Here is a 21,933-nt window from a genome sequence, read left to right as displayed (position 1 = left end):
GCACAGGGGTCGGACCGGGTGTCACGGCTGGCCGGGCGCGAGGCGGGCGGCCAGTTCCGCCACCGTCGGCGCGTCGAAGATCACCGCGACCTCGACGTCCACCCCCAGCTTCGCGGCGGCCAGCGCCACGATCCGGGTGGCCGTGAGGGAGTCGCCACCGAGGTCGAAGAAGTCGTCGTGGATGCCGATGCCCTCGCGCCCGAGCACGTCGCACCAGATGTCCAGCAGCACCCGCTCGCGCTCGTCCCGCGGGCCGGCGGCGTCGGCGGCGCCGGGCTCGTCCCGGCCCGGGGGCGGCAGCGCCGCGACGTCGAGCTTCCCGTGGTTGGTCAGCGGCAGCCGGGGCAGGCTCACGAAGGCGGCCGGGACCAGGTAGTCCGGCAGCCGCCGGCGCAGGTGCGCGCGCAGGTCCGCGGTGCCCGGCAGGTCGTCGCCGACGACGTAGCCGACCAGCCGGGCGTCGCGGCCGGGCGGGTCCCGGCGTACGACGACGGCGGCCTCGCGGACCGCCGGGTGGCGGCGCAGCGCGGACTCCACCTCGCCCGGCTCGATGCGGTAGCCGCGCAGATTGAGCTGCCCGTCGCCCCGGCCGAGGAACTCCAGGACGCCGTCCGGCCCGAACCGGGCCAGGTCGCCGGTGCGGTAGACGCGGGCGCCGGGCGTGGCGGCGTACGGGTCGGGCAGGAACCGCTCGGCGGTCAGGGCGCGGTTGTCGAGGTAGCCCCGGGCCAGCCCGGCGCCGCCGACGTACACCTCGCCCGCCACGCCCGGCGGGACGGGCTGCATCGCCTCGTCGAGCACGTACACCCGGACGTTGGCCATCGGACGGCCGATCGGGACGAACGGCCGCTCGTCGGCGGGGTCGCACGGCCAGGCGGTGCAGGAGACCGACACCTCGGTCGGGCCGTACAGGTTGAACATGGTGACGTCGAGCCGGTCGAAGACCAGCCGCTGCGTCTCGGGGGTGAGCTCCTCGACGCCCGAGACGATCCGCCGCAGCGACTTCAGGTCGGCGGCGTCGGCGGTGAGCAGCACCTCGCGCAGGGCGGTCGGCGCGAAGTCGGCGTCGGTCACGCCGTGCTGGGCGATGACCCCCGCCAGCCGGCGCGGGTCGAAGGTCGCCGTCTCGGGCATCAGCACGCTGGCCGCGCCGTTGAACAGGGCCCGGAACAGCTCGTCCAGGGAGACGTCGAAGGTGCAGGCCGCCTTGCGCAGCACCCGGTCCTCCGGGCCGAGCGGGAAGTTGCGCTGGGCCCACAGCATCCGGTTGGTGAACCCGCGGTGGGTGACCTGCACGCCCTTGGGCTGCCCCGTGGAGCCGGAGGTGAACAGCGTGTAGGCGAGGTTGTCCGGGTGCAGGGCCACGGCGGGGTCGGTGGCGGGGCACGTGGCGGTCAGCGACGACTCCCCGTCCAGGTCGATGATGCGCCGGCCGGGGCTCCACACCTCGTCGCACAGGTCACCGGCGGAGATCGCGACCGCCGGGCGGACCTGGCCGAGCAGCGCGTCGCGGCGGGCCTGCGGGTCGCGCGGGTTGACCGGCAGGTGGTAGCCGCCGGCCTTGAGCACCGCCAGGATCGCCACCACCTCGGCCGTGCAGCGCGGCAGGCACACCGCCACCGGGTCCTCCACGCCGACACCGAGGTCGCGCAGGTGGTGCGCCAGGCGGTTGGCCCGTTCGTCGAGTTCGCGGTACGTCGTGCGGACGTTGCCCTCGACGACCGCCACCGCGTCCGGGGTACGTCGCGCCTGCGCCTCGACCAGCCGGTGCGTGAGCGCCTCGGGGCCGAGGTCGACGGCGGTGTCGTTCCACTCGTGCAGGATCCGCCGGCGCCGCGCGTCGTCGAGCAGCGGCAGCCGCCACACGCACGTGTCGGGCTCCCGCGCCGCCTCGACGAGCAGCAGCTCGAACTGCCGGGCCATGTCGCGTACGGACTCGCCGGTGAAGAGGCTGGTGTCGTACTCGATCTCACCGGTCAGCCCGTCGGCGGTCTCGGTGATCCTCATCGACATGTCCATCCGGGACCGGCCGGTCTCCATCTGGTGGACGTCGACCCGCAGCCGCGGCAGGTCCAGCCGACTGGTGGGCACGTTCTGGAGCACGAAGGCGACCTGCGCGAGCGGCTGGTGGCTGCGGCTGCGCTCCGGTTGCAACGCGGCGACGAGCCGCTCGAACGGCACGTCGCGGTGCCGGAACGCGTCCAGCGAGGCCGCCTTGACCCGGGCCACCAGCTCGGCGAAGGTGGGTTCGCCGGAAAGGTCGGCGCGCACCACGATCATGTTCAGGAAGCAGCCGATGAGGTGCTCCAGCTCGTCCCGCTCGCGCGTGGCGATGGGGCTGGCGACGACCATGTCCCGCTGGCCGCTGTGCCGGGCGAGCAGCACGCTGAAGGCGGCGAGCAGGGTCATGAACATGGTGGCGCCCTGGCCCTGCCCGAGCGCGCGGATCCGCTCGGCGTCGGCGGCGCCGATGCGGAACCACTCGGACGCGCCGACGAACTGCTGCACCGCCGGGCGCGGGCCCCTGGTGGGCAGGGTGAGCAGGGGCGGCACGCCGGACAGTTCGTCGACCCGCTCGCGCAGGTGGGCCGCCATCCGTTCCTCGCTGACGGCGGTGCGCTGCCAGGCGGCGTAGTCGGCGTACTGGATGGGCAGCTCGGGCAGGTCCGGTGTCGCGGCGCCGGAGGCGAACGCGGCGTACGTGGCGGCCAGCTCGCGGCAGAAGATGGTGAACGACCACAGGTCGCAGACGAGGTGGTGCACGGTGACCCCGAGCACGTGCACGTCGGGGGCGATCCGGTAGAGCACGGTCCGCATGCTCTGGCCGGCGGCCAGGTCGAGCGGGACCCGCATCTCCCGCTCGACGGCGGCCCGCAGCACCGCGTCGTCGGGGTGCGCGGTGGCGTCGGGCAGGTCGACCACGTCGATGCTCAGCGGGGCGGGCGGCGTGACGGCCTGCACGACCCGCTCGCCGAGCCGGCGGAAGGCGGTACGGAGGATCGCGTGGCGGCGGACGACCTCCTCGATGCTCCTGCGCAGCGCCTCCCGGTCGAGCGAGCCGGTCAGGATCAGCAGGGTGGCGTCGTTGTGGTGGACGGCGTCGTCCTCCAGGCGCTCGATGAACCAGAGCCGCTCCTGGGCGAACGACAGGGGTGCCTCGGCGGCGCCCAGCCGGGGGATGGCGCCCGCGACCGGCGCCGGATCGGAGCGGCCGGCGCGCAGCCGCTCGTCGAGCAGGGCCCGCGCCGAACTGGACAGCCGCGCCACGCGTTGCGTGACGTCACTCGCGACCGGATGCTCCTGCCGTCCCACTGGTCCTCCGTTGTCCGTCGGTGATCCGGTCCGCGGTCCGGGTCACCGCCGGACGCGGGCACGTCCCACCGATGCGGGTGCCGATCATCGATCTGTACCAGGTGACTGAGCGTGCAGTCAGCGAACAGAGCTGTTATAGGGGTTTGACCTCACAATTCACGACATCTCTTCCGACTCCTAGGGGTTGGGCAACCCGCCTCCCTGCCACATGATGGGCACGCTGTGACGCCGCCGGTGACCGGCACGCGACCCGTCCGACCGGAGGTGATGCCAGTGCGCGACGACCTGCGGATCCTGGCCGACCGGTCGTACCGGATGCTGTTCCTGGCCCGCACGCTGTCGCTGCTGGGCAGCGCCGTGATCCCGGTGGCGCTCGCCTTCGCCGTCCTCGACGCACCCGGCGGCTCCGCCACCGACCTCGGCCTCGTGCTCGCCGCCCGGTCGCTGGCGCAGGTCGCGCTGCTGCTGTACGGCGGCGTCCTCGCCGACCGGATGAACCGCTTCCGCCTGATGGTCGGCTCCGACCTGCTGGCCTTCGCCGCGCAGGCGGTCCTGACCGTGGTGTTCGTCACCGGCCGGCCCTCGCTGCCGGTCGTCGTCGCGTTGTCCGCCGTCAACGGCGCCGCCGCAGCGCTGTTCCTGCCGGCCTCCCGCGGCGTCGTGCCGCAGGTGGTGGCCCCGGAGCAACTCCAGTCGGCCAACGCGTTGCTTCGGCTGTCGCGCAACAGCACCACCATCGGCGGCGCGGCCCTGGCCGGAGTGCTCGTGGCGGCCTTCGGCTCCGGCTGGGCGCTGGCGGTGCCCGCGGCCACCTTCCTCGGCTCGGCGCTGCTGCTCGCCGGCGTCCGGGTCGCCCACCCCGGGCGGGCCGCCACCAGCACCCTCCTCGCCGACCTGCGCGAGGGCTGGCGGGAGTTCACCTCCCGGTCCTGGGTGTGGCTGGTGGTCGTGCAGTTCGCGTTCGTCAACGGTTGCTTCTCGGCGATCTACGTGCTCGGCCCGCTGACGGCCAAGGAACAGCTGGGCGGCGCCACCGCCTGGTCGGCGATCGTCACCGCGCAGGCCGTCGGCCTGGTCGGCGGCAGCCTCGTGGCGATGCGGATCCGCCCCCGCCGGCCGATGCGGGTCGCGGTGCTGGCGACCTTCGGCTTCCTCCCACCGTTCGCGCTGATCGCCGCCGGCGCGCCGGTCTGGCTGATCGCGGCGTCGATGCTGGTCAACGGCGTCTGCGTCGACATCTTCGAGGTGCTGTGGGACACCGCCCTGCAGAACCACGTGCCCAACGAGGCGCTGTCGCGGATCAGCTCGTACGACGCCATGGGCTCGTTCGTGCTGGGCCCGCTCTGCCTGGCCGTCGTCGGCCCGGTGGCGGAGCGGATCGGCGTACCGCAGACGCTGGTCATCGCGGGCGGGGTGCTCGGTCTGGTGACCGTCGCCACCTTCTCCGCGCGGTCCGTGCGTCAACTGCCCGCAAGAGTCCCCGACGCACAACCCGCCAAGGTGTGAACCCGGCGACCCCGCCGGCCACGGACCAGGGTGGAGATCGGAGCAGGATGGAGCACCGGATAAGTCGGCAGATGACCGACGCGACCGACGCGTACGGCCGGCGGTTGGGGGCCTACCTCGAGCAGTCGTCCTACACGCGGCTGCGCGGCGGCCCGGGCGTGATCGACCTCGCCTTCGGCGACCCGCACGAGTTTCCCGCGCCGGCCCTGGTCGAGGTCCTGCAACGGCACCTGAGCCCGCAGCACACCGACTGGTTCGCCTACACCCGCGACCATCCGCCGGCCCAGGAGTCGGTGGCGGCCACCCTCAGCCGGGAGCTCGGCCTGCCGTTCACCGCCGACGACGTCGCCCTGACCAACGGGGCGTTCGCCGGGCTGACCATCTGCCTGCGCAGCGTCTGCGACCCCGGCGACGAGGTGATCTACCTCGACCCCGCCTGGTTCTACTACGAGCCGATCATCGCCTCGGTCGGGGCGGTCCCCCGTCCGGTGGCCCTGACGCCGGGCTCCTGGCGGCTCGACGCGGACCTCGTCGCGGCGGCGATCACCCCCCGCACCAGCGCCGTCATCGTCAACAGCCCGAACAACCCGACGGGCGCGGTCTACACCGACGACGAGTTCGCCGCCCTCGCCGAGGTGCTGCGGGAGGCGTCCGCCCACAACGGCCGGCCGATCTACCTGCTGTCCGACGAGGCGTACCGGCGCATCGTGTTCGGCGGTCAGCCGTGTCCCAGCCCGGCGACGCACTACCCGTACACCTTCCTGGTGCACACCTACACCAAGACGCTGCTGCTGCCCGGCGAGCGCGTCGGCTACGTGGCGATCCCGCCGACCACGCCCGACCCGGCGGTGCTGCGTCGGGCGCTGACCGTGGCGCGCCTGACCACCGGCTGGGCGTTCCCGAACAACTCGCTGCTGTTCGCCCTGCCCGAGCTGGAACAGCACGCCGTGCAGGTCAAGCCGATCGAGCAGCGTCGTGACCTGCTGGTCGACGCCCTACGCGAGGCCGGGTACGAGGTCCAACCCAGCGAGGGGACGTTCTACCTGCTGGCCCGGGTGCCGGACGCGGACGACTGGACGCACGCCGCCCTGCTGGAGGAGCACGGCCTCCTGGTGCTGCCGGCCTCGGTGATGGGTGCCCCCGGTTACCTGCGGCTCTCCCTCACCGTGACCGACGAGATGCTGGAGGAGACCATCGGTCGACTGCGCTCGGCACGCCCCTCGAACCGGGAGCACGCCGATGTCCAGCGCTGACCTCGACGCGGCCGACGCCGCCGCGACGCTGACCGCCCCGCCGGGCGGGCCGGCCGCGATCCGCCAGGAGGGGCCGGCGTCCGGTGCGGCGTCGTCCACCGGGGAGGCCGCGCCCGACATCGACGCCACCATGGCCCGCGCCCGGCGGGCCCAGGCGGAGGTCGAGTTCTGGCCGCAGGAGCGCATCGACGACCTGGTCGCGGCCGCCGGCTGGGCCGCCTACCAGGAGGACACCGCCCGGTCGCTGGCCGACCTCGCCTACCGGGAGACCGGTCTCGGCGACCCGGAGCACCTGTTCACGCTCTACCGGCGCCGGGTCCTCGGCACGCTGCGTGACCTGCACGGGGTCGTCACCACCGGGATCGTCGAGGACCTGCCGGAGCGGGGCCTGCGCAAGCTGGCCAAGCCGATCGGGGTGATCGCGGTGGCCAGTCCCGCCACGGCGCCCTGCTCCGGGGTGGTCGGCAACGCCCTGCCGATGCTCAAGACCCGCAACGCGGTGGTCATCACCCCCAACCCCCGGGCCCGGCACTCCGCGGCCCGCACCGTCGACCTGCTGCGTCAGAGCCTGGCGTCGGTGGGTGCCCCGCCCGACCTCGTCCAGTGCCTGCCGGTCACCGACCGGCAGACCACCGAGGCCCTGATGGCCGCCGCCGACCTGGTGATCGCCGCCGGCGGCCCCGGCACCGTACGCCGGGCGTACCGCAGCGGCACCCCGGCGATCAGCGCGGGCGTCGGCAACCCGGCGGTGATCGTGGACGCCTCGGCGGACGTCGCCGCCGCGGCGGAGCTGATCGTGCTCGGCGGCAGCTTCAACAACGGCACCTCCTGCTCGTCGGAGAGCAACGTGCTGGTGGACGCCGGGATCGCCGCCGCCTTCCGCGACCAGCTGGCCCGGCAGGGCGCCCACCTGTGCGACCCGGCCGAGACGGCGCGGCTGCGTACGCTGCTCTGGCCGGACGGGCGGCAGCTCAACCGCGACGCGGTCGGGCGGCCCGCCGCGGCGCTCGCCGCCGCCGCCGGGATCGACCTGGCCGAGCCGACCAAGACCACCGCCCTGGTGGCCGAGCTGCCTCCTCTGGCCCCCGGCGGCGTCCCGGCGCTCGACGACCCGATGCTCGGCGAGAAGCTGGCGCCGGTCTTCACCGTGACGACGTTCACCGACTTCGACGACGCGCTGGTCGCGGTGGAGACGCTGCTGGCCCGGATCGGACAGGGCCACAGCTGCGGCATCCACACCGAACGCCCCGACCGGGTCGTCCGGCTCGCCGAGCGGGCGCGCGCCGGACGGGTCATGGTCAACCAGTCGACCGCCGTGGGCAACAGCGGCAGCTTCGACAACGGCATGGCGTTCACCCAGGTCATCGCCAGTGGCAGCTGGGGCGGCTGCTCCCGGTCGGAGAACGTGACCTGGCGCGACTTCCTCAACTACACCTACGTCTCCCATCCCCTGCCGCCCAGCCTGCCCGACGAGGAGACCCTCTTCGGCGCCCACTGGCGACGTCTTCCCTGACCGAGGACCACACATGGACATCAGCCCTCCCGAGGCACCGCCGCGTGACCTGACCCCCGCCGAGATCGACGCCTTCCACACCGACGGCGTGGTCCGGCTGTCCGGCATGATCGACGAGAAGTGGCTCGGCCGGATCACCGAAGGCGTGGAGTACCTGCTCGCCAACCCGACCGTGCTGGCGCAGGCCACCGCGCTGCTGGGAGGCGGCGGTTTCGCCGGCGACGCCTTCATGTGGAAGACCCACGACGGCTTCCGCGACTTCATGTTCTTCTCCCCCGCCGCGCGCATCGCCCAACAGCTGTTCGGCTCCACCGCGATCACCGCCTTCTACGACCAGATCTTCGCCAAGCCGGCCGGGTCGGGCGCGCCGACGCCGTTCCACGAGGACGTCAGCTCCTGGCCCATCGCCGGCGACCAGGTGTGCGCGATGTGGATCCCCCTCGACCCGTGCACTCCCGACACCGCCGCGCTCCAGGTGGTACGCGGCTCGCACCGCTGGAACCGGCGCTACGTGCCGATCACCCCGGGCGCCACCCACCTCGGGCGGCGGGAGGAACTCGAGGCGGTGCCCGACGTCGCCGACCAGGACGTCCTGAGCTGGGACCTGACGCCCGGCGACATCGTCCTGTTCCACCCGGCCGCCCTGCACGGCGCCACCGGCACCGGGCCCGAGCGGCAGCGCCGGGCGTTCGTCTCCCGGTGGGTGGGCGACGGCGTCACCTTCCAGCCGCAGCACGCCGTCCTGCCGCTGCTGTGGGACCACGGCCTGCGGCCCGGTGATCCCATCGGTGGCCCGCTGTTCCCGAGGGTGCTGCCGACGCCGGTGCCGACGGAGACCGGCGCCCGGTTCGACGGCCCGCAGCAGCCCCACGCCGAGCGGGCCGAGGAGTTCCTCTCCATCCTGAGGATGCTGTAGGTGTTCGGGGAACTCACCGCCACGACCGCCGCCGGCCGGGAGCTGGTGGCCCTCGCCGAGGGGCACCTCGACACCCTCACCGAACGCGCGGCCCGGCACGACCGGGACAACACGTTCGTCGCCGACAACTTCGCCGACCTGCGCGACAGCGGGGTCCTCGCCGCGTGCGCCCCGACCCGCCACGGCGGGCTGGGGGTCGACTCCCTGCACGACGTGCTGGTGGCCGTCTCCCGGCTGGCCCGGGGCTGCGGGTCGACCGCCATCTGCGCGAACATGCACATGGCCTCGGTGTGGGCCCAGGTCCGCCGGTGGGAGCGGGCGGAGGCGGCCGGCGACCGGGCCCGGGCGGAGCAGCTCGACGCGATCCTGGAGGCGTTGGGCGGCTCCGACCTGATCATGGCCGGCGCCTCCACCGAGCCTGGCGCGTCCTGGAACGCCGCGCTCACCGAGGCCGTCCGCAAGGGCGACGAGTACGTCATCACCGGGCGCAAGACGTTCGTCACCAACTCGGCCGTCGCGGACTCGTTCAACGTCGCGGTCCGGGTCGCCGACCCCGAGGGCGGCTGGCGGCACGCCGAGGCCGTCATCCTGGCCGGTACGCCCGGGCTGACCGTGCTCGGCGACTGGGACGCGATGGGCATGCGGGGCTCCGGCAGCCACTCGATCCTGCTGGAGGACTGCGTCGTCCCCGCCGACCGCGTCACGATCGGCGGACCGTTCGGTCCGCCGACGTCGGAGGACCTGGTCCGCTCCTGCGCGATCAACTTTCCCCTGCTGGGCGCCTCGCTCGGCATCGCCGAGGCGGCCTGGCAACTCGCCGTCGAGCACGCCACCAGGGCCCCCCGGCAGCCCGGGCGCACGGCGCCGGCGCACCACCCGTCCGTGCAGCGGGAGATCGCCACGATGGAGCTCGACCTGGCGGCCACCCGGGGCGTGCTGGAGCGCTCCGGTCGCCTCGTGGACGCCCTGTTCGCCGCCGACCCGGCGCAGCGGTCCGAGGGCGCCGTCCGGGACGTCGTACGCGGTTGGCAGCTTGCGAAGCTGCACGCGAACCGGACGGCGGTGAGCACGGTCGACCGGGCCATGACGATCTGCGGCGGGGCGTCCTTCAGCAGCCGGCACCCCCTGTCCCGGCTCTACCGCGACGCCCGCGCGGGCGGCTTCATGCAGCCGTTCGGGTCGCTGGACGGCTACCCGTTCATCGGGAGGGTCGTGCTCGGGCTCGACCCGTTCGCCGACTGAGGCCGACGGACGCGGGCCGCCGCCGCGGGCGCTGGTGACGTGCGCCCGGGGCTGGTGGTCGGCTTCCCGCGCCCCGGGGGTACGAGGGCGGGGCGAGGCGGCCGGGTCGACAGCTACGGGCGCGCGCCGGGCCTGCCGGGCGCCGGCAACGCCCGCACGTCCAGCTTCCCGCTCGGCGTACGGGGCAGCTCGTCGAGGCACACCACGGCGCCGGGCAGCAGGTAGTCGGGCAGCGTCTCGCGGAGCTGGTCGCGCAGCTCGCGGGCGGTGGGCCCGGGCGGCTCGCTGGGCACGACGTACGCCACCAGGCGCCCGGCGGCCCCGCCGACCGGCACCACCGCCGCCCGGCGCACCCCGGCGCAGCGGCGTACCGCCTGTTCCACCTCGCCCAGCTCGACGCGGTGGCCCCGGATCTTGACCTGGCCGTCCCGGCGGCCGTGGAACTCCACCAGACCGTCGGCGTGCCGGGTCACCAGGTCGCCCGTGCGGTAGCACCGGCCGTCGGGATGCCCGGTCGGGAACTGCTGGTCGGTCAGCGCGGTGTCGTCGCGGTAGCCGCGGGCGAGCCCCGCCCCGAAGATCAGCAGCTCCCCCTCGACGCCCGGGGCGACCGGGCGCAGGTCGTCGTCGACGACGGCGACGCGAACGTTGTCGATCGGCCGGCCGATCGGCACGGTGGCGGTGCCCGGTCGCGCGGCCGGGTCGGTCGGCACCTCGAAGGTGAGCGCGCCGACGGTGGTCTCGGTCGGGCCGTAGTGGTTGACCATCCGCACGTCCGACAGCTCGCGGACCTGGTCCACCAACTCCCAGCGGCACACCTCGCCGCCGACGACCAGCAGGCGGCGGGGCAGGACCCGCTCCTGCGCCTCGTCGAGCAGCGCCGCCAGGTGCGACGGGGTGATCTTCAGGACGTCGATGCCGTGCTCGTCCTGGTAGTCGGCGAAGTCGTCGGGATCCGTCGCGGTCTCCGTCGGCACCAGGTGGACGGTGTCGCCGCCGACGAGGGCCGGGAAGACCGCCGTGTGGCCGAGATCCGTCGCGAGGCTGGTCACCGAGGCGAAGCGCAGCTGCCCGCCGTGGTCGCGCTGCGCGGCGGCCAGCCGGGCCACGAAGGCCGCGTAGTTGGCCAGGGCCGCGTGCGGGATCTCGACGACCTTGGGTACGCCGGTGGAGCCGGAGGTGAACACGGTGTAGGCGAGCTGGTCGGCGGCCACCGGCAGCGGACCGCGCAGCGCCCCGGCGTGCTCCGCCGCCGCCCCGGCGGCGATCCAGCCGGTCAGGTCCACGGGGAGCACCACCTGCCCGGGCACCGGCGGGTCGTCGCGATCCGTCACCACGACGGCTGCCCCGCAACCGCGCAGCTGGCTCTCGATCCGGGCCGGGGGCTGGTTGGCCTCCACGCAGGCGTAGCCGGCCCCGGCGTGCAACGCCGCCAGGCACGCCACCAGTTGGGCCGCGCCGCGCGGCGCCAGGACGGCCACCGGGGCCGCCACGCCGTGGCCACGCAACACGTCGGCGAGGCCGGCGACGGCGTGCCGCAGCTGCGCGTAGGTCAGTGTCGCGTCCGCGCCGACGACGGCCGTCCGGTCACCCGCCCGTCCCGTGGCGTCCCAGATCAGCGCGGGTACCGCCCGGTCGGGGTCCCACCCGGCCGGCCGCGCGGACACCTCGGCATCGGCAGGCATGGCAGGTCCCTTCCTTCGACGGCGGCAGGGCGCCCGTACGACCGTCGGGTCGCACGGCACGGGCATCCGGTGGCAGCGATCGTGACACGGGGGCCGGGTCGCGACAACACCTCATCCGGCGCGCGAACCCCTATCGTCGCGGCCCCTCGACCGACGACCGGCCCCTGTGGATCAGACCGCCACCATGCAGTTGTCGGAGCTGCTCTCGCGGCCCCGGGCACTGACGATGCCGGCGGAGCCGTCGCCGTAGTAGCGACAGAACAGGCCCGCCGGGCGCCCGCCGAACAGCAGCGGCCCGATCACCGGGGCGACCTCGGCGTCGTGCGGTTCGTCGGCGCCGTCGGCGACCAACGCGACCCGGCACGTGCGGGGCACCACGAAGTCCTGCACCACGCTGGTGCCGTCGGCGGCGGCCTCGGTGACCGCCGACTCCCACGTCGCCTGGTCGACCTCGCCGCCGATGACCACCTGCTTGCCGCTCTCGCCAAGGCCCGCCTTGAGCACCAGCAGGTCGCGGTTGGCTAGGACGAACGGGAGCAGCTCGACCTCGCGGCCCGCGCGGGCGGTCCTGCGGTCCGAGAGGATCCGCGTCCACGGCACGTACTGGTCGACGAGGCGGCGCTCGGCGGCGCTCATCCACGGCCGGCCCTCCGACAGCAGCCCCATGGTGAGCTTGCTGTGCATGAAGGTCGACGTCTGGGTGCCCACGAGCAGGCAGCCGTTGTCGAGCGCGTCCTGCACGTAGCTGGTGTCGAGGCCGGCGTCGAGCCAGTCCGGGATGGTGAAGTTGCGCAGCCCGACCGGATAGCGCAGGTGGGGCGGGCAGTCCCACGCCTGCGGCAGTTCCTCCGGCTCGAAGAACCGCGCGGTCAGGCCGTGGTTGTTGAGGTAGTCGGCCTCAAGCTGGAAGTAGCGCGACCGCACGCCGTAGACCCGGGCGCTGCCGACGATGGCGATCCGTGGCGCCGCCGCCAGCTCGGCGCTGAGCGACCGGTACATGTCCGCGCGTACGGCGAACGGGTCCGGGGAGGTGAACGGGGTCCGGCCCTCGGCGTCGGCGTGCAGCCTGCGCCACACCTCGAGGCGGCAGTGCGTCTCCACCACGCCGCCGAGCGCGCCGCTGACGTTGAACTCCAGGAACTGCGGCCCCTGCGGTCCGATGACGACGTCCGGCCGGACGACGGAGTCCGGGTAGCGCTCCTCGACGAACGGGTCCCGGACGAAGAGCTGGTGCTCGCTCTGCGGCATGCGGTAGGCCGCCAGCCGGCCCTCGGTGGTGGGGGCCGTCTCCAGGGCGGTGCGGCGGAGCAGGCCGACCAGCGCGGCGGCCACCTGGAAGAGCTGGGCGTACGACTTACGCGGGACGGCGATGGGCGCCGCGGGCAGCAGCCGCTGGTAGGGCCAGCCCGTGTCGCGCAGCTCGTGACGCAGCATCTCGCGGATCGTCTCCGCCGGCGCGGCCGGCCTGAGCTGGTGGGAGCCGAACCAGGGGTGTCCGGTCGACGCCGCACCACGGACGTCCTCGCGCACGGTCATCTGACGCTCCCCGCAGTCGTACGTCGGGCCGACCGCCGGGAACGTGCTCGCCGCGGGCCGGTGTCTTCCGAAACGAAGATCGACATAGACTAACATTCACCTCTGACGGGGACCGGCGCCGGTTCGTCCACACCCGACACGGGGAGAGCTGTCGATGACACTGCGTCATGTGCAGGGCAACGAGTACCGCGAGGAGCACGGCGGGGACTACGAGGACTTCGAGCCCGGCATGGTGATCCGGCACTGGCCGGGCCGCACCATCTCCGAGACCGACAACACCTGGCTGACCCTGCTCACCATGAACCAGCACCCGCTGCACTTCGACGAGCACTACGGCGCCGGCAGCGAGTACGGGCGGGTGCTCGTCAACAGCGGGATCACCCTGTGCCTGGTCGGCGGCATGACCGTGCAGGCCCTGTCGGCGCGGGCGGTGGCGAACCTCGGTTGGGACAGGGTCCGCCTGCGCGAGCCGGTGTTCGTCGGGGACACGTTGTACGCCACCAGCCGCATCCTCGACAAGCGCCTGAGCCGCTCCCGGCCCGGTCAGGGCATCGTCACGGTGGAGACGACGGGCACGAAGTCCACCGGCGAGACGGTCATCGTCTTCGAGCGTTCCTTCATGGTCCGCTGCCGGGAGAGCGCCTCCTGACCTACGCCACGGGCGTCGCCCCCTCGTGCAGCGCCACGGCGGCGGCGGTGTCCTCGATGGCCATCCCGACCGTACGCAGGACGGAGGTCCGCCCGTCGGCGCGGACCCCGCCACCGACCACCGTGCCCAGCTCGTGCAGGTCGTCCACGCCGATCAGACCGGCGGCCAGGGCGGCCCGCACCTCGCCGGCGCCCTCCAGCGCCGCGCTCCGGTCCTCGACGACCGCCAGGGCGTCGGCCAGGAGGGCCGGGTCGAGTTCGATCGCGTCCGGGTGGGTGCCGCCGATGACGTTGACGTGCGCCCCGGGCGCCACCCAGTCCGCCTCGACCAGCGGAGTGTTGTCGCTGGTGGACGTCGCCGTGCAGATGATCGCCGCGTCGGCGACGGCGGCCTTGGCGCTGTCGCAGACGCTCGCGTGCACCGGGTGGGGCACCGCGTCGCGGACCCAGTCGGCGAACTGCTCGGCCCGCTGCCGGGTGCGCGAGAACACCCGTACGCTGCGGATCCGGCGCACCGCCGCCACCGCGCGCACCAGGGCCCGCGCCTGCACCCCCGCGCCGATGACGGCGAGGTCCTCGGCGTCCTCGGCGGCGCACCAGCGGGTCGCCAGGGCGGCGACCGCACCGGTGCGGACGGCGGTCAGCTCGGCGCCGTCCAGCAGGGCCGTGATCTGCCCGGTGGTCAGGTCGGTCAGGGCGACGACCCCGTGGATCAGCGGCAGACCGCGTGCGGGGTTGTCGGGGGTCAGCGTGGTGATCTTGACGCTGCCCACCCCACGCCGCTCCCAGACCGCCGGGCTGACCAGCAGGACCCGCTGAGGGCCGTGTTCGATGACGGTACGTGCCGGGGAGTCGGTCCGGCCGGCCGCCAGGTCCACGAACATCTCGCCGAGGGCGTCGATCACCCGCACCAGCTGGGACGTGCCCGCCATCTGCGCGGCGTCGACCGTCACCGGCCCGGTCATCCGGCGGCCCCGCCGGTGTCGAAGCGGGCGGCCCAGGCGTCCTCGCGCGCCACGGTGGCGCGGGCCATCCGGGCGAACGGCGGGCCGACCATGTTGCCGTCCAGCACGGCGATCCCGCCGTTGGCCGCCCGTACGGCCTCGGCCACCCTGCGGGCCAGGCGCAGGTCGTCGGCCTGGGGACGCAGCACCCGGTTGATCTCGTCGAGCTCGCCCGGATGCACCGTCGCCTTGCCGTGGAAGCCGAGCGCCCGCACCCGGGCGGTCTCCTGCGCCAGGACGGCCGGCTCGGCGAGCCGAAAGTTGGCGGTGTCGATGCAGGCGGTGCCGTGCCGCGCGCAGGCCAGCGCCATCGCCTGCCGGGCGGCGAGCATCGCCTCCCAGGTGATCTCGACCCCGAGCGTCGCGGCCAGATCGGCCGAGCCGAGGACCAGCCCGTCACTGGCCCCGGCGATCGCGTCGATCTCCGCGACCGCCTCCACGGTCTCCACCGTCACGTAGATGTCCGGATGCGCCCCGGCGGAGGCCAGGATCTGACGCACCAGGGCCACCTCGGCCGCCGACGTCACCATCGTCATCATGACGATGCCGGGTCGCACCGGGGACTCCGTGAGGGCCACCAGGTCCTGCACCGCCGCGACGCTGCCCAGCTGGTTGATGCGGACCGCGACGTTCTCCGGCCGGGGTGCCTTCTCCAGGGCGGCCCGGCAGACAGTGCGGGCGGCCGGCTTCTCGGCCGCCGGTACGGAGTCCTCCAGGTCGATCAGGTGCACGTCCGCGTCGTAGGACCACGCCTTGACGACCCGGTCCAGCGACAGCGCCGGGGTGTAGAGGATGCTGCGCGGAATGGCCCGCGCGGCGCCGGTCACGGGGTCACCGGCTCGGGCCGCGCGGCGGCCGGGCGGGCGCCCGCCTCGACGAGCACGGAGCACAGCCTGGTGATCTGTTCCTCGGTCTGGCCCGCGCGCAGCATGACCCGCAGGCCGGCGGTGCCGCGGGCGACGATCGGGAAGAACACGGGCGAGGTGTAGAACCCGGCCGCGAAGACCCGCTGGGCCGCCTCGACGACGGTCTCGTCGCTCATCGGCACCACCCGGATCGGGTACGTGCTGCCGGACTGCTCGGTGGCGAGCAGCGAGTCGAACAGCGCGATGTTGGACCGCAGCCGCCCCTGCAACCGGGTCAGCTCCTCGGTGCGGTGGATCTCGGCCGAGGCGAGCGCGGCACCCACCGCGGCGGCGTTCATCTTCTGCGAGTAGCCCAGCGGCCCCGCGAAGCGCTCGACGATGCGCCGCGTCTCCTGCGGGAAGCCGTCGAGCAGGATGGCCGTGCCGCCCGCCCCGAAGCCCTTGCTCAGGGTCGCGACGGTGATGGTCCGGTCGTCGCGCACCGGGCAGTGCGAGCGGACGTAGCCGATGCCGCGCTCGCCGTACGCCGACAGCGAGTGCGAGTCGTCGTAGAAGACCAGCATGTTGTACTTGTCCTGCAACACGGCCAGCTCCTCGACGGGCGCGTAGCCGCCGAGGCTGTCCGAGCCGTCCACGACGTAGCAGACGCGCTCGTAGGTGCGGCACATGTCCTCGAGGTAGTCGAGGTCGTGGTGCCGGCAGGTGACGACCTCGGTCTCGTCGGCGCAGTTCGGCTTGGCGTTGGCCATCGAGACGTGCGCGTTCTTGTCGAAGACCATCAGCGGGCGGGTGCCGTTGCCGAGGTGCCCCGACGCGATCAGCGGCAGCAGGCCGGTGCTGGCCGCCGCCGTGGAGATCGCGCTGATCACCATCGCGTCGAACAGCTCGCCCAGCGACTCCTCCAGCTCCAGCAGCACCGACGTCTGCACCCGGGTACGCGGGATGCAGTGGTCCAGCACCCCGAAGCGGCGCAGCGCGGCGACGGCCCCGTCGATCACCTTCGGGTGGGTGTCCAGGTCCAGGTAGGAGCAGACGGTGAAGTTGACGAACTCGTGGCCGTCGGCCATCCGGAACACGCCGTCGGAGAGGTCGCCGACGATGCCGGCGACCCCGTGCTCCTCGGACATGTTCCAGAAGGTGTTCCCCACACCGATGAGCTTGTCGTTGTTGCGGTAGCGGTGGGTGGGGGTGATGGTCTTGCGCTCGCTCATCAGGAGTTCACCTCGGTGGGCTTGTAGCTGTAGACACCCTTGACCCTCCGGTAGGCGTACGTGTAGAGCGCGACGCCGAGCGCGTGCGGCCTGCGGAGGATCTTCTTCGACTTCAGCCAGAAATTGACGTTGATGTTCATTTCGTCCAGCGACTCGGCCTGGTGCCACCAGCCGAGCGGCAGGTAGAGCATGTGACCCGGTTCGAGGACGAAGTCGCGACGCTGGGCGAGCTTGGGCGCCAGCCGCGGGAAACGCGCCAGGTCGACGTTGTCCAGGTCGAACACCTGGGACTTGTCCCCGAACCCGCGCAGCACGGAGCGCGGGTAGTACTCACGGGAGCCGGGCGGGGCGATGATGAAACGCTTGCGGCCCTCCAGCGCGATGTTGAAGTTCTCGAACTCGTCGAAGTGGTTCTTGGTGAACACGCCGCGGTGGCTGATCCACAGGTTCGCCGCGTACAGCGAGTCGCCGTAGCCGAAGAACTTCTCCGCGTCGAAGCCGATGACGGCGTTCACGTCCGCCGGGCTGTTGCGGATGTTCGACACCACCCGGTGCCACGTGCCCGCGGTGGTGACGTGGCGCTCGTCGGCGAAGAAGTCGCGCAGCTTGATGTCGCGGGTCTCCCAGCGCCCCGGGTGGTTCTTGTCGCCCGGCTCGGTGAACAGGGTGACGGTCATCTCGGCCAGCCGGCTCGCCACGCCGTCGCGGCCGAGCCCCTGCACGTCGGGCGGCAGCGCGATCACCACGGGCACGTCGGCCTTGAACAGGCCGCCGGGGCCCACGGCCATGAACTCGTCGAACGTCATGCGGGCCACGGGCACACCCGCCGACCCGTTCGCACTGGACACTGCGTCCGAAACTCCCATGTCGCCTTTCCTCGCTGCTGAGGGCCGCGGTGCGCGGCCGGTCACGTGGTGGCCCTGCGCGCGCTCAACTCCGCCACCACGTCGACGATCAGGTCCTCCTGGCCGGCGATGGCCTGCCGCCGGCCGAGCTCGAAGAACACGTCGCGCGCGTCGACGCCGGCGCGGCCGGACAGCTCGACCACCCGGTGCTTGAACCCGGAGAACACCCCGGCCAGACCACTCACGATGGACATCGAGGCGGTCACCGGAGGCGCGGGCATGAGTTCGCGCTCCGCCAGGTCGGCGGCGTCGAGGAGCGCGTACAGGTCGATGCCCGTGGCGAAGCCGCTGCGCTCCAGCACCGGCACGAGCACCTCGAGCTGGGTGTTGCCCGCCCCGGCCCCGAAGCCCCGCGCGCAACCGTCGATGATCCCGGCGCCGGCCTGCGCCGCGGCCACCGAGTTGGCCACGGCCATGCCGAGGTTGTCGTGGCCGTGGAAGATCACCGGCGTGTCGACCGCCGCGGCGATCGCACCGATCCGCTCGGTGACGTCGGCAGGCAGGAAGTGACCCGCCGAGTCCATGATCCCGACCGCCTGCGCGCCGTAGCCGACGGCCCGCGCGGCGTGCTCGGCCAGCTCGCCCGGGGACGCCATGTGGCTCATCATCAGCACGCAGTGCGCCTCGGCGCCGGCTTCGCGTAGGACGTCGAGGTGCCGCTCGGCGAGCGACGTCTCGGTGGCGTGCACACCGATGCGTACGACGTCGGCGCCGTGGCCGATCGCGCGCCGCAGGTCGTCGGAGGTGCCCCAGCCCGGCAGCATGAACACGCCCATCCGGCTGTGTCGCAGCGCCTCGCGGACCGTCGAGAGCATCTCGTCGTCGCTCACCGCGGCTTGCCCGACCTGCAACGACGACGCGCCCAGACCGTTGCCGTGGCCGACCTCCACCACCGGGATGCGCGCCGCGTCCGCCGCCTCCGCGTACCGGCGCAGGGCGACGGCCCCGAGTTGGTGGCGTACGGCGTGCTGGCCGTCGCGCAGCGTCGGGTCGTGGATCACGACGTCGCTCATCGGAGCGCCTCCGTCCGGGCCGCCCGGCCCCGCCGGGCCGCGTGCTGCTCGGCGACCAGGATGGCGGCCGAGTTGATGATGTCGAGGTTGCCGGCGTACCGGGGCAGGACGTCGCTGTGGGCGGTGACCTGGAGGGCGACCGTCACCCGGTCGTCGACCACGGTGCAGGCGGTCACGACGTAGCCGGGGGCGAACGAGCGCACCTGCTCGGCCACCGGTTCCACCGCCGCGCGCACCGCTTCGACGTCGGCGCCGGGGATCCGCGCGTGCACGGCCGTCCGGAAGGTCGCCGGGGGCACCGCCGGGCTGATGTTGAGGATCGCCTTGACGTCGGGCACGCCCGAGAACGTCGTGACGGCGTGCCGGGTGGTCGCCACGTACTCGTCGAGGTTCAACCGCGTGCCGCGGCCGGCGACGTCGCTGGCCACCGTCGAGACGACCTCGATGTAGCTCACCGGGAAGCGGGCCGCGAGCGCGTGCGCGATCGGGATGGACGCCTGGCCGCCGCAGCTGATGAGGTTGACGTTGCGCCCGGCCGTCGCTTCCACCCCGGTCACGGTCGGCACCACCATCTGGCCCACCCGGCTGGGCGTCAGGTCGACCACCAGCGTGCCCAGCGGCTCCAGCAGCGACCAGTGGCGCAGGTGGGAGGCCGCGTTGGTGGCGTCGAACACCACGTCGAACGCGGTCTCCGCCGCCAGTACGGCGTCGATCCCGGCGGCTGTGACGGGGTAGCCGAACCGCTCGGCGTGCCGCAGGCCCGCCGAGGCCGGGTTGCGCCCGGCCACCAGGCGGCAGTCGAGCAGCGGGGATCGGTGGATCTTGCTGATCAGGTCCTGGCCGATCGCCCCGGTGCCGACGACGGCGACGGTGGCGGGCTCGACGACGCCGACATCGGCGTCGGTCACGTCCGGTGCGAGACTCAAGGCGTGCCTCCAGGGCGCCGGAGCCAGCCGGTCCGCGGCCGCCGGGCGGGGGCGCGGCGGGTGCGGGTCGCGGGGCTCGCGGTGCCCGGGTCGTAGGTTCTCATGTGCGTCGTCCTCACCATGTCGATGTGCGCCGGCCCGGCGGAACCTCGCGCCGGCGGCACGTGACCGGGTGCGTGGGGCCGGCGTCCCGGTGCCGTCGCGGCGGGTCGGCCCCGGGCCCGCACGCCCGGTCGGCCCGCGCGACGCCACCGCGGCGCGGGACGGCCTCGCGGCGTCGCAGTCGGTGGGTCGTCGGCAGACGAATAGGCCGGAGTGTGTCGGCACGCCTCGTGACCGGGAGTCGTTCGGCGGTTTCCGTCGGGCCGGAACTGTCGCGTCGTCGAGCAACAACCGGACATATAGCTTGATCTCAGAAGTCTCGACGTAATAACCGAAGAAGCCCCCGTCTACATGCACGACAAACAATGGGGCCTCTGCGACTCCCGTCAGCCGCAGCGATCCGCCGGCATCGAAGCTATCAGATGGTCACGCCGCGTGGACCTGACTGATGGGTCACTCTCGCGACAGTCCACGCTGGAGTGCTGATCGTCACAGATCCCTTTCCCGATAGCGGGTGCCGCAATGCCGACCCGTCGCGGCACGGCGCTTCGGTGCGGCTTCGGGCAGTTCGTCCATCCTGCTCTTTTCGCGACCGGCACCGTCCCCGGTGGTCGCGCAAGCGCCCGTGGCCGCATCGGCGGCACTGCGGCGTCGACTCCGCCACGACCATTTGCGACCATCTTCGTCAGCACCACCTGCCGGCATTTCCGGACGGTCCGCCCGATTGTCGGCGGCGGTGGATCGGCGGATGCGAAGGGCACCCGAGTCAACGTCGACCCACGCCGTCGGCGGAGCCCGATCCGCGGCTGATGCCCGTCACCGCCGCACCGCCGCCCGAGCGGAACCGGACGCACCACCCGCCCCGAGAGGACACACCATGACGACCACCCGGCCGCCCGCAGTGGACAGGTCACCCCTGGGCCGCGCGTACGTCGAGCACCTCGCCCGCCACGCGTCGGCGGAGGACCCGACCGCCGCCGCCCGGGAATCGGCCACCCTCGAGCCCTACCGGGACCGGTTCATGAGTGGCCCCGCCTTCCTCGGTGCGGCCGAGAGCCGAGCCGTCGCCCGGGACCTGCGCACGGTCTACGACCTGCTGCGCGCCCTGCCGGAGCGGGTGTTCGACGGCGACCTCACCGCGCTGGCGCGGGCCGTCGGGATGGATCCGCGCCAGACGGCGCTGATCACACGCGGCGCCCGTGCCGGCTCGCTGGTCCCGCTGGGCCGCGCCGACCTCTACCACGACGGCGCCGGCTTCCGTCTGCTCGAGTTCAACATCACCAGCGCGCTCGGCGGCTTCGAGAGCGCCGACATCAACCGGGCGATGCTGGCGTACCCGCCGCTGCGGCAGTTCGCCGACGCGCACCGGCTGGAGTACCGGGACACGCTGGGCTGCATCGTGCGGACGATGTACGCCGAGTGCGCCGCGGTGATCCCCGCCGACCGGCCGCCCGTCGTCGCCGTGGTCGACACGATCGAGAACTTCCCGATCGTCGGGAGCCGGCTCGAGGTGCTCGCCGAGATGCTCACCGGGCACGGGATCGAGGCGATCGGCTGCCACCTCGGCCAGTTCACGTACCCGCAGGGCCGGCCCACGGTGGCGGGCCGCGCCGTCGACGTGGTGCTGCGGTACTTCCTGCCCGAGGACCTGGCCGACCCGGCGGTGACAGTCCAGGTGGAGCCGCTGCTGGTCGCCGTGGAGCAGGAGAAGGTCGGCCTGCTCAGCCGCCTGGACGCCGAGTTGTACGGCAACAAGGGCACCCTGGCCATGCTCTCCGACGACCGGCACCGGGGCCTGTTCGACGCCGACGAGCAGGCCTGCCTCGACCGGCTCCTGCCGTGGACCCGGCACGTACGCCCGCGCGGCACCGATCCCGAGGGGGCCGAGGTCGACCTGCTCGCGTACGCCCGGGCCCGGCGGGACGAGCTGATCCTCAAGCCGACGCTGCTGCACGGCGGCAACGGCGTGCTGGCCGGCTGGACGGTGAGCGACCACGAGTGGCGGGCCCGGCTCGACGCCGCGGTCGACGGCCCGTTCGTGCTGCAACGCCGGGTCCGGCCCGCCGCCGAACCGTTCCCCGACGGCGCCGGCGGGGTGCGGGAGCTCTACCTCAACTGGGGGGTCTACCTGGCTGACCGGGACATCGTCGACGAGGACGGATACGCCGGCTGCCTCGTGCGCGGCAGCACCGATCCGGGCGTCGGCGTGGTCAGCATGGCCGACGGCGCGCGGATCGGCTGCACCTTCCACGGCGGCTGAGCGCTCCTGGTACGAAAGGCCGGCACGCGCGGGCG

Annotated in this window: 16 protein-coding genes; 7 read left to right on the top strand and 9 right to left on the bottom strand. The window is 73.3% G+C overall.

Going from position 1 to position 21,933, the window contains the following annotated elements; all coding sequences use genetic code 11:
* Nucleotides 1-21 precede the first annotated feature (21 nt).
* Complete coding sequence (locus AC5L34_RS25845; protein ID WP_494827343.1) at nt 22-3,312, bottom strand: non-ribosomal peptide synthetase; 3,291 nt, start codon at nt 3,310-3,312, stop codon at nt 22-24.
* 273 nt (nt 3,313-3,585) lie between these two features.
* Between AC5L34_RS25845 and AC5L34_RS25840 the strand changes: the two genes are divergently transcribed.
* From AC5L34_RS25840 to AC5L34_RS25820, 5 genes are all read left to right on the top strand, one after another.
* The gene (locus tag AC5L34_RS25840) at nt 3,586-4,818 is read left to right on the top strand and encodes an MFS transporter (RefSeq protein WP_441177397.1); all 1,233 of its coding nucleotides are present in this window, start codon (nt 3,586-3,588) and stop codon (nt 4,816-4,818) included.
* Between the two features lie 71 nt (nt 4,819-4,889).
* A complete protein-coding gene (locus tag AC5L34_RS25835; protein WP_494827341.1) occupies nt 4,890-6,071 on the top strand; it encodes an aminotransferase class I/II-fold pyridoxal phosphate-dependent enzyme in 1,182 nt (393 codons plus the stop codon).
* Nucleotides 6,058-7,584, top strand: a complete 1,527-nt coding sequence (locus AC5L34_RS25830) for an aldehyde dehydrogenase family protein (protein ID WP_494827340.1) — start codon at nt 6,058-6,060, stop codon at nt 7,582-7,584. Before AC5L34_RS25835 ends, AC5L34_RS25830 begins: the two co-directional genes overlap by 14 nt.
* A gap of 13 nt (nt 7,585-7,597) precedes the next feature.
* Nucleotides 7,598-8,500 carry a phytanoyl-CoA dioxygenase family protein gene (locus AC5L34_RS25825; protein ID WP_441177394.1) on the top strand — a complete coding sequence of 301 codons (903 nt, stop codon included), beginning with the start codon at nt 7,598-7,600 and terminating at the stop codon, nt 8,498-8,500.
* Complete coding sequence (locus AC5L34_RS25820; RefSeq protein ID WP_494827338.1) at nt 8,501-9,742, top strand: acyl-CoA dehydrogenase family protein; 1,242 nt, start codon at nt 8,501-8,503, stop codon at nt 9,740-9,742.
* Between the two features lie 113 nt (nt 9,743-9,855).
* Here the strand turns inward: AC5L34_RS25820 and AC5L34_RS25815 are convergent, their stop codons facing one another.
* Nucleotides 9,856-11,427: an amino acid adenylation domain-containing protein gene (locus AC5L34_RS25815; protein WP_494827336.1), complete on the bottom strand. Its 1,572-nt coding sequence runs from the start codon at nt 11,425-11,427 to the stop codon at nt 9,856-9,858.
* Between the two features lie 171 nt (nt 11,428-11,598).
* Nucleotides 11,599-12,963, bottom strand: a complete 1,365-nt coding sequence (locus tag AC5L34_RS25810; RefSeq protein ID WP_494827334.1) for a hypothetical protein — start codon at nt 12,961-12,963, stop codon at nt 11,599-11,601.
* A 154-nt stretch (nt 12,964-13,117) separates the two neighbouring features.
* Here AC5L34_RS25810 and AC5L34_RS25805 point away from each other — a divergent pair, with 154 nt between their 5' ends.
* Complete coding sequence (locus tag AC5L34_RS25805) at nt 13,118-13,612, top strand: MaoC family dehydratase (protein WP_441177390.1); 495 nt, start codon at nt 13,118-13,120, stop codon at nt 13,610-13,612.
* Between the two features lies 1 nt (nt 13,613).
* Here AC5L34_RS25805 and AC5L34_RS25800 read toward each other — a convergent pair whose 3' ends face one another.
* The 6 genes from AC5L34_RS25800 to AC5L34_RS25775 all read right to left on the bottom strand — a co-directional run bounded on the left by AC5L34_RS25800 (nt 13,614) and on the right by AC5L34_RS25775 (nt 19,536).
* Nucleotides 13,614-14,576, bottom strand: coding sequence for an ornithine cyclodeaminase family protein (locus AC5L34_RS25800; RefSeq protein ID WP_494827332.1), 963 nt, complete (start codon nt 14,574-14,576; stop codon nt 13,614-13,616).
* On the bottom strand, nt 14,573-15,442 hold the full coding sequence (locus tag AC5L34_RS25795) for an HpcH/HpaI aldolase/citrate lyase family protein (RefSeq protein WP_441177388.1): 870 nt from the start codon (nt 15,440-15,442) through the stop codon (nt 14,573-14,575). Before AC5L34_RS25795 ends, AC5L34_RS25800 begins: the two co-directional genes overlap by 4 nt.
* A complete protein-coding gene (locus AC5L34_RS25790; RefSeq protein ID WP_441177387.1) occupies nt 15,439-16,692 on the bottom strand; it encodes an 8-amino-7-oxononanoate synthase family protein in 1,254 nt (417 codons plus the stop codon). Before AC5L34_RS25790 ends, AC5L34_RS25795 begins: the two co-directional genes overlap by 4 nt.
* Entirely contained in the window at nt 16,692-17,498 is an 807-nt protein-coding gene (locus tag AC5L34_RS25785) for a cupin-like domain-containing protein (protein ID WP_494827359.1), read from the bottom strand. The genes AC5L34_RS25790 and AC5L34_RS25785 overlap by 1 nt, the downstream gene beginning before the upstream one ends.
* Before the next feature lie 101 nt (nt 17,499-17,599).
* A complete protein-coding gene (dmpG, locus tag AC5L34_RS25780) occupies nt 17,600-18,610 on the bottom strand; it encodes a 4-hydroxy-2-oxovalerate aldolase (protein WP_363904065.1) in 1,011 nt (336 codons plus the stop codon).
* The gene (locus AC5L34_RS25775) at nt 18,607-19,536 is read right to left on the bottom strand and encodes an acetaldehyde dehydrogenase (acetylating) (protein ID WP_494827329.1); all 930 of its coding nucleotides are present in this window, start codon (nt 19,534-19,536) and stop codon (nt 18,607-18,609) included. Before AC5L34_RS25775 ends, dmpG begins: the two co-directional genes overlap by 4 nt.
* A 979-nt stretch (nt 19,537-20,515) precedes the next feature.
* Here AC5L34_RS25775 and AC5L34_RS25770 point away from each other — a divergent pair.
* Nucleotides 20,516-21,898, top strand: a complete 1,383-nt coding sequence (locus AC5L34_RS25770; RefSeq protein WP_494827327.1) for a hypothetical protein — start codon at nt 20,516-20,518, stop codon at nt 21,896-21,898.
* Nucleotides 21,899-21,933: the final 35 nt, after the last annotated feature.

The sequence above is a fragment of the Micromonospora sp. ZG13 genome, assembly GCF_059359355.1.
Note: the sequence above shows the minus strand (reverse complement) of the source record. Positions and strands in the feature narration are given on the sequence as shown.

Coding starts and splice junctions, on each gene's coding strand:
- AC5L34_RS25835 (WP_494827341.1), top strand. CDS start 4,890: ATGACCGACGCGACCGACGCGTACGGCCGGCGGTTGGGGGCCTACCTC.
- AC5L34_RS25830 (WP_494827340.1), top strand. CDS start 6,058: ATGTCCAGCGCTGACCTCGACGCGGCCGACGCCGCCGCGACGCTGACC.
- AC5L34_RS25825 (WP_441177394.1), top strand. CDS start 7,598: ATGGACATCAGCCCTCCCGAGGCACCGCCGCGTGACCTGACCCCCGCC.
- AC5L34_RS25815 (WP_494827336.1), bottom strand. CDS start 11,427: ATGCCTGCCGATGCCGAGGTGTCCGCGCGGCCGGCCGGGTGGGACCCC.
- AC5L34_RS25810 (WP_494827334.1), bottom strand. CDS start 12,963: ATGACCGTGCGCGAGGACGTCCGTGGTGCGGCGTCGACCGGACACCCC.
- AC5L34_RS25805 (WP_441177390.1), top strand. CDS start 13,118: ATGACACTGCGTCATGTGCAGGGCAACGAGTACCGCGAGGAGCACGGC.
- AC5L34_RS25800 (WP_494827332.1), bottom strand. CDS start 14,576: ATGACCGGGCCGGTGACGGTCGACGCCGCGCAGATGGCGGGCACGTCC.
- AC5L34_RS25790 (WP_441177387.1), bottom strand. CDS start 16,692: ATGAGCGAGCGCAAGACCATCACCCCCACCCACCGCTACCGCAACAAC.
- AC5L34_RS25785 (WP_494827359.1), bottom strand. CDS start 17,498: ATGACGTTCGACGAGTTCATGGCCGTGGGCCCCGGCGGCCTGTTCAAG.
- dmpG (WP_363904065.1), bottom strand. CDS start 18,610: ATGAGCGACGTCGTGATCCACGACCCGACGCTGCGCGACGGCCAGCAC.
- AC5L34_RS25770 (WP_494827327.1), top strand. CDS start 20,516: ATGACGACCACCCGGCCGCCCGCAGTGGACAGGTCACCCCTGGGCCGC.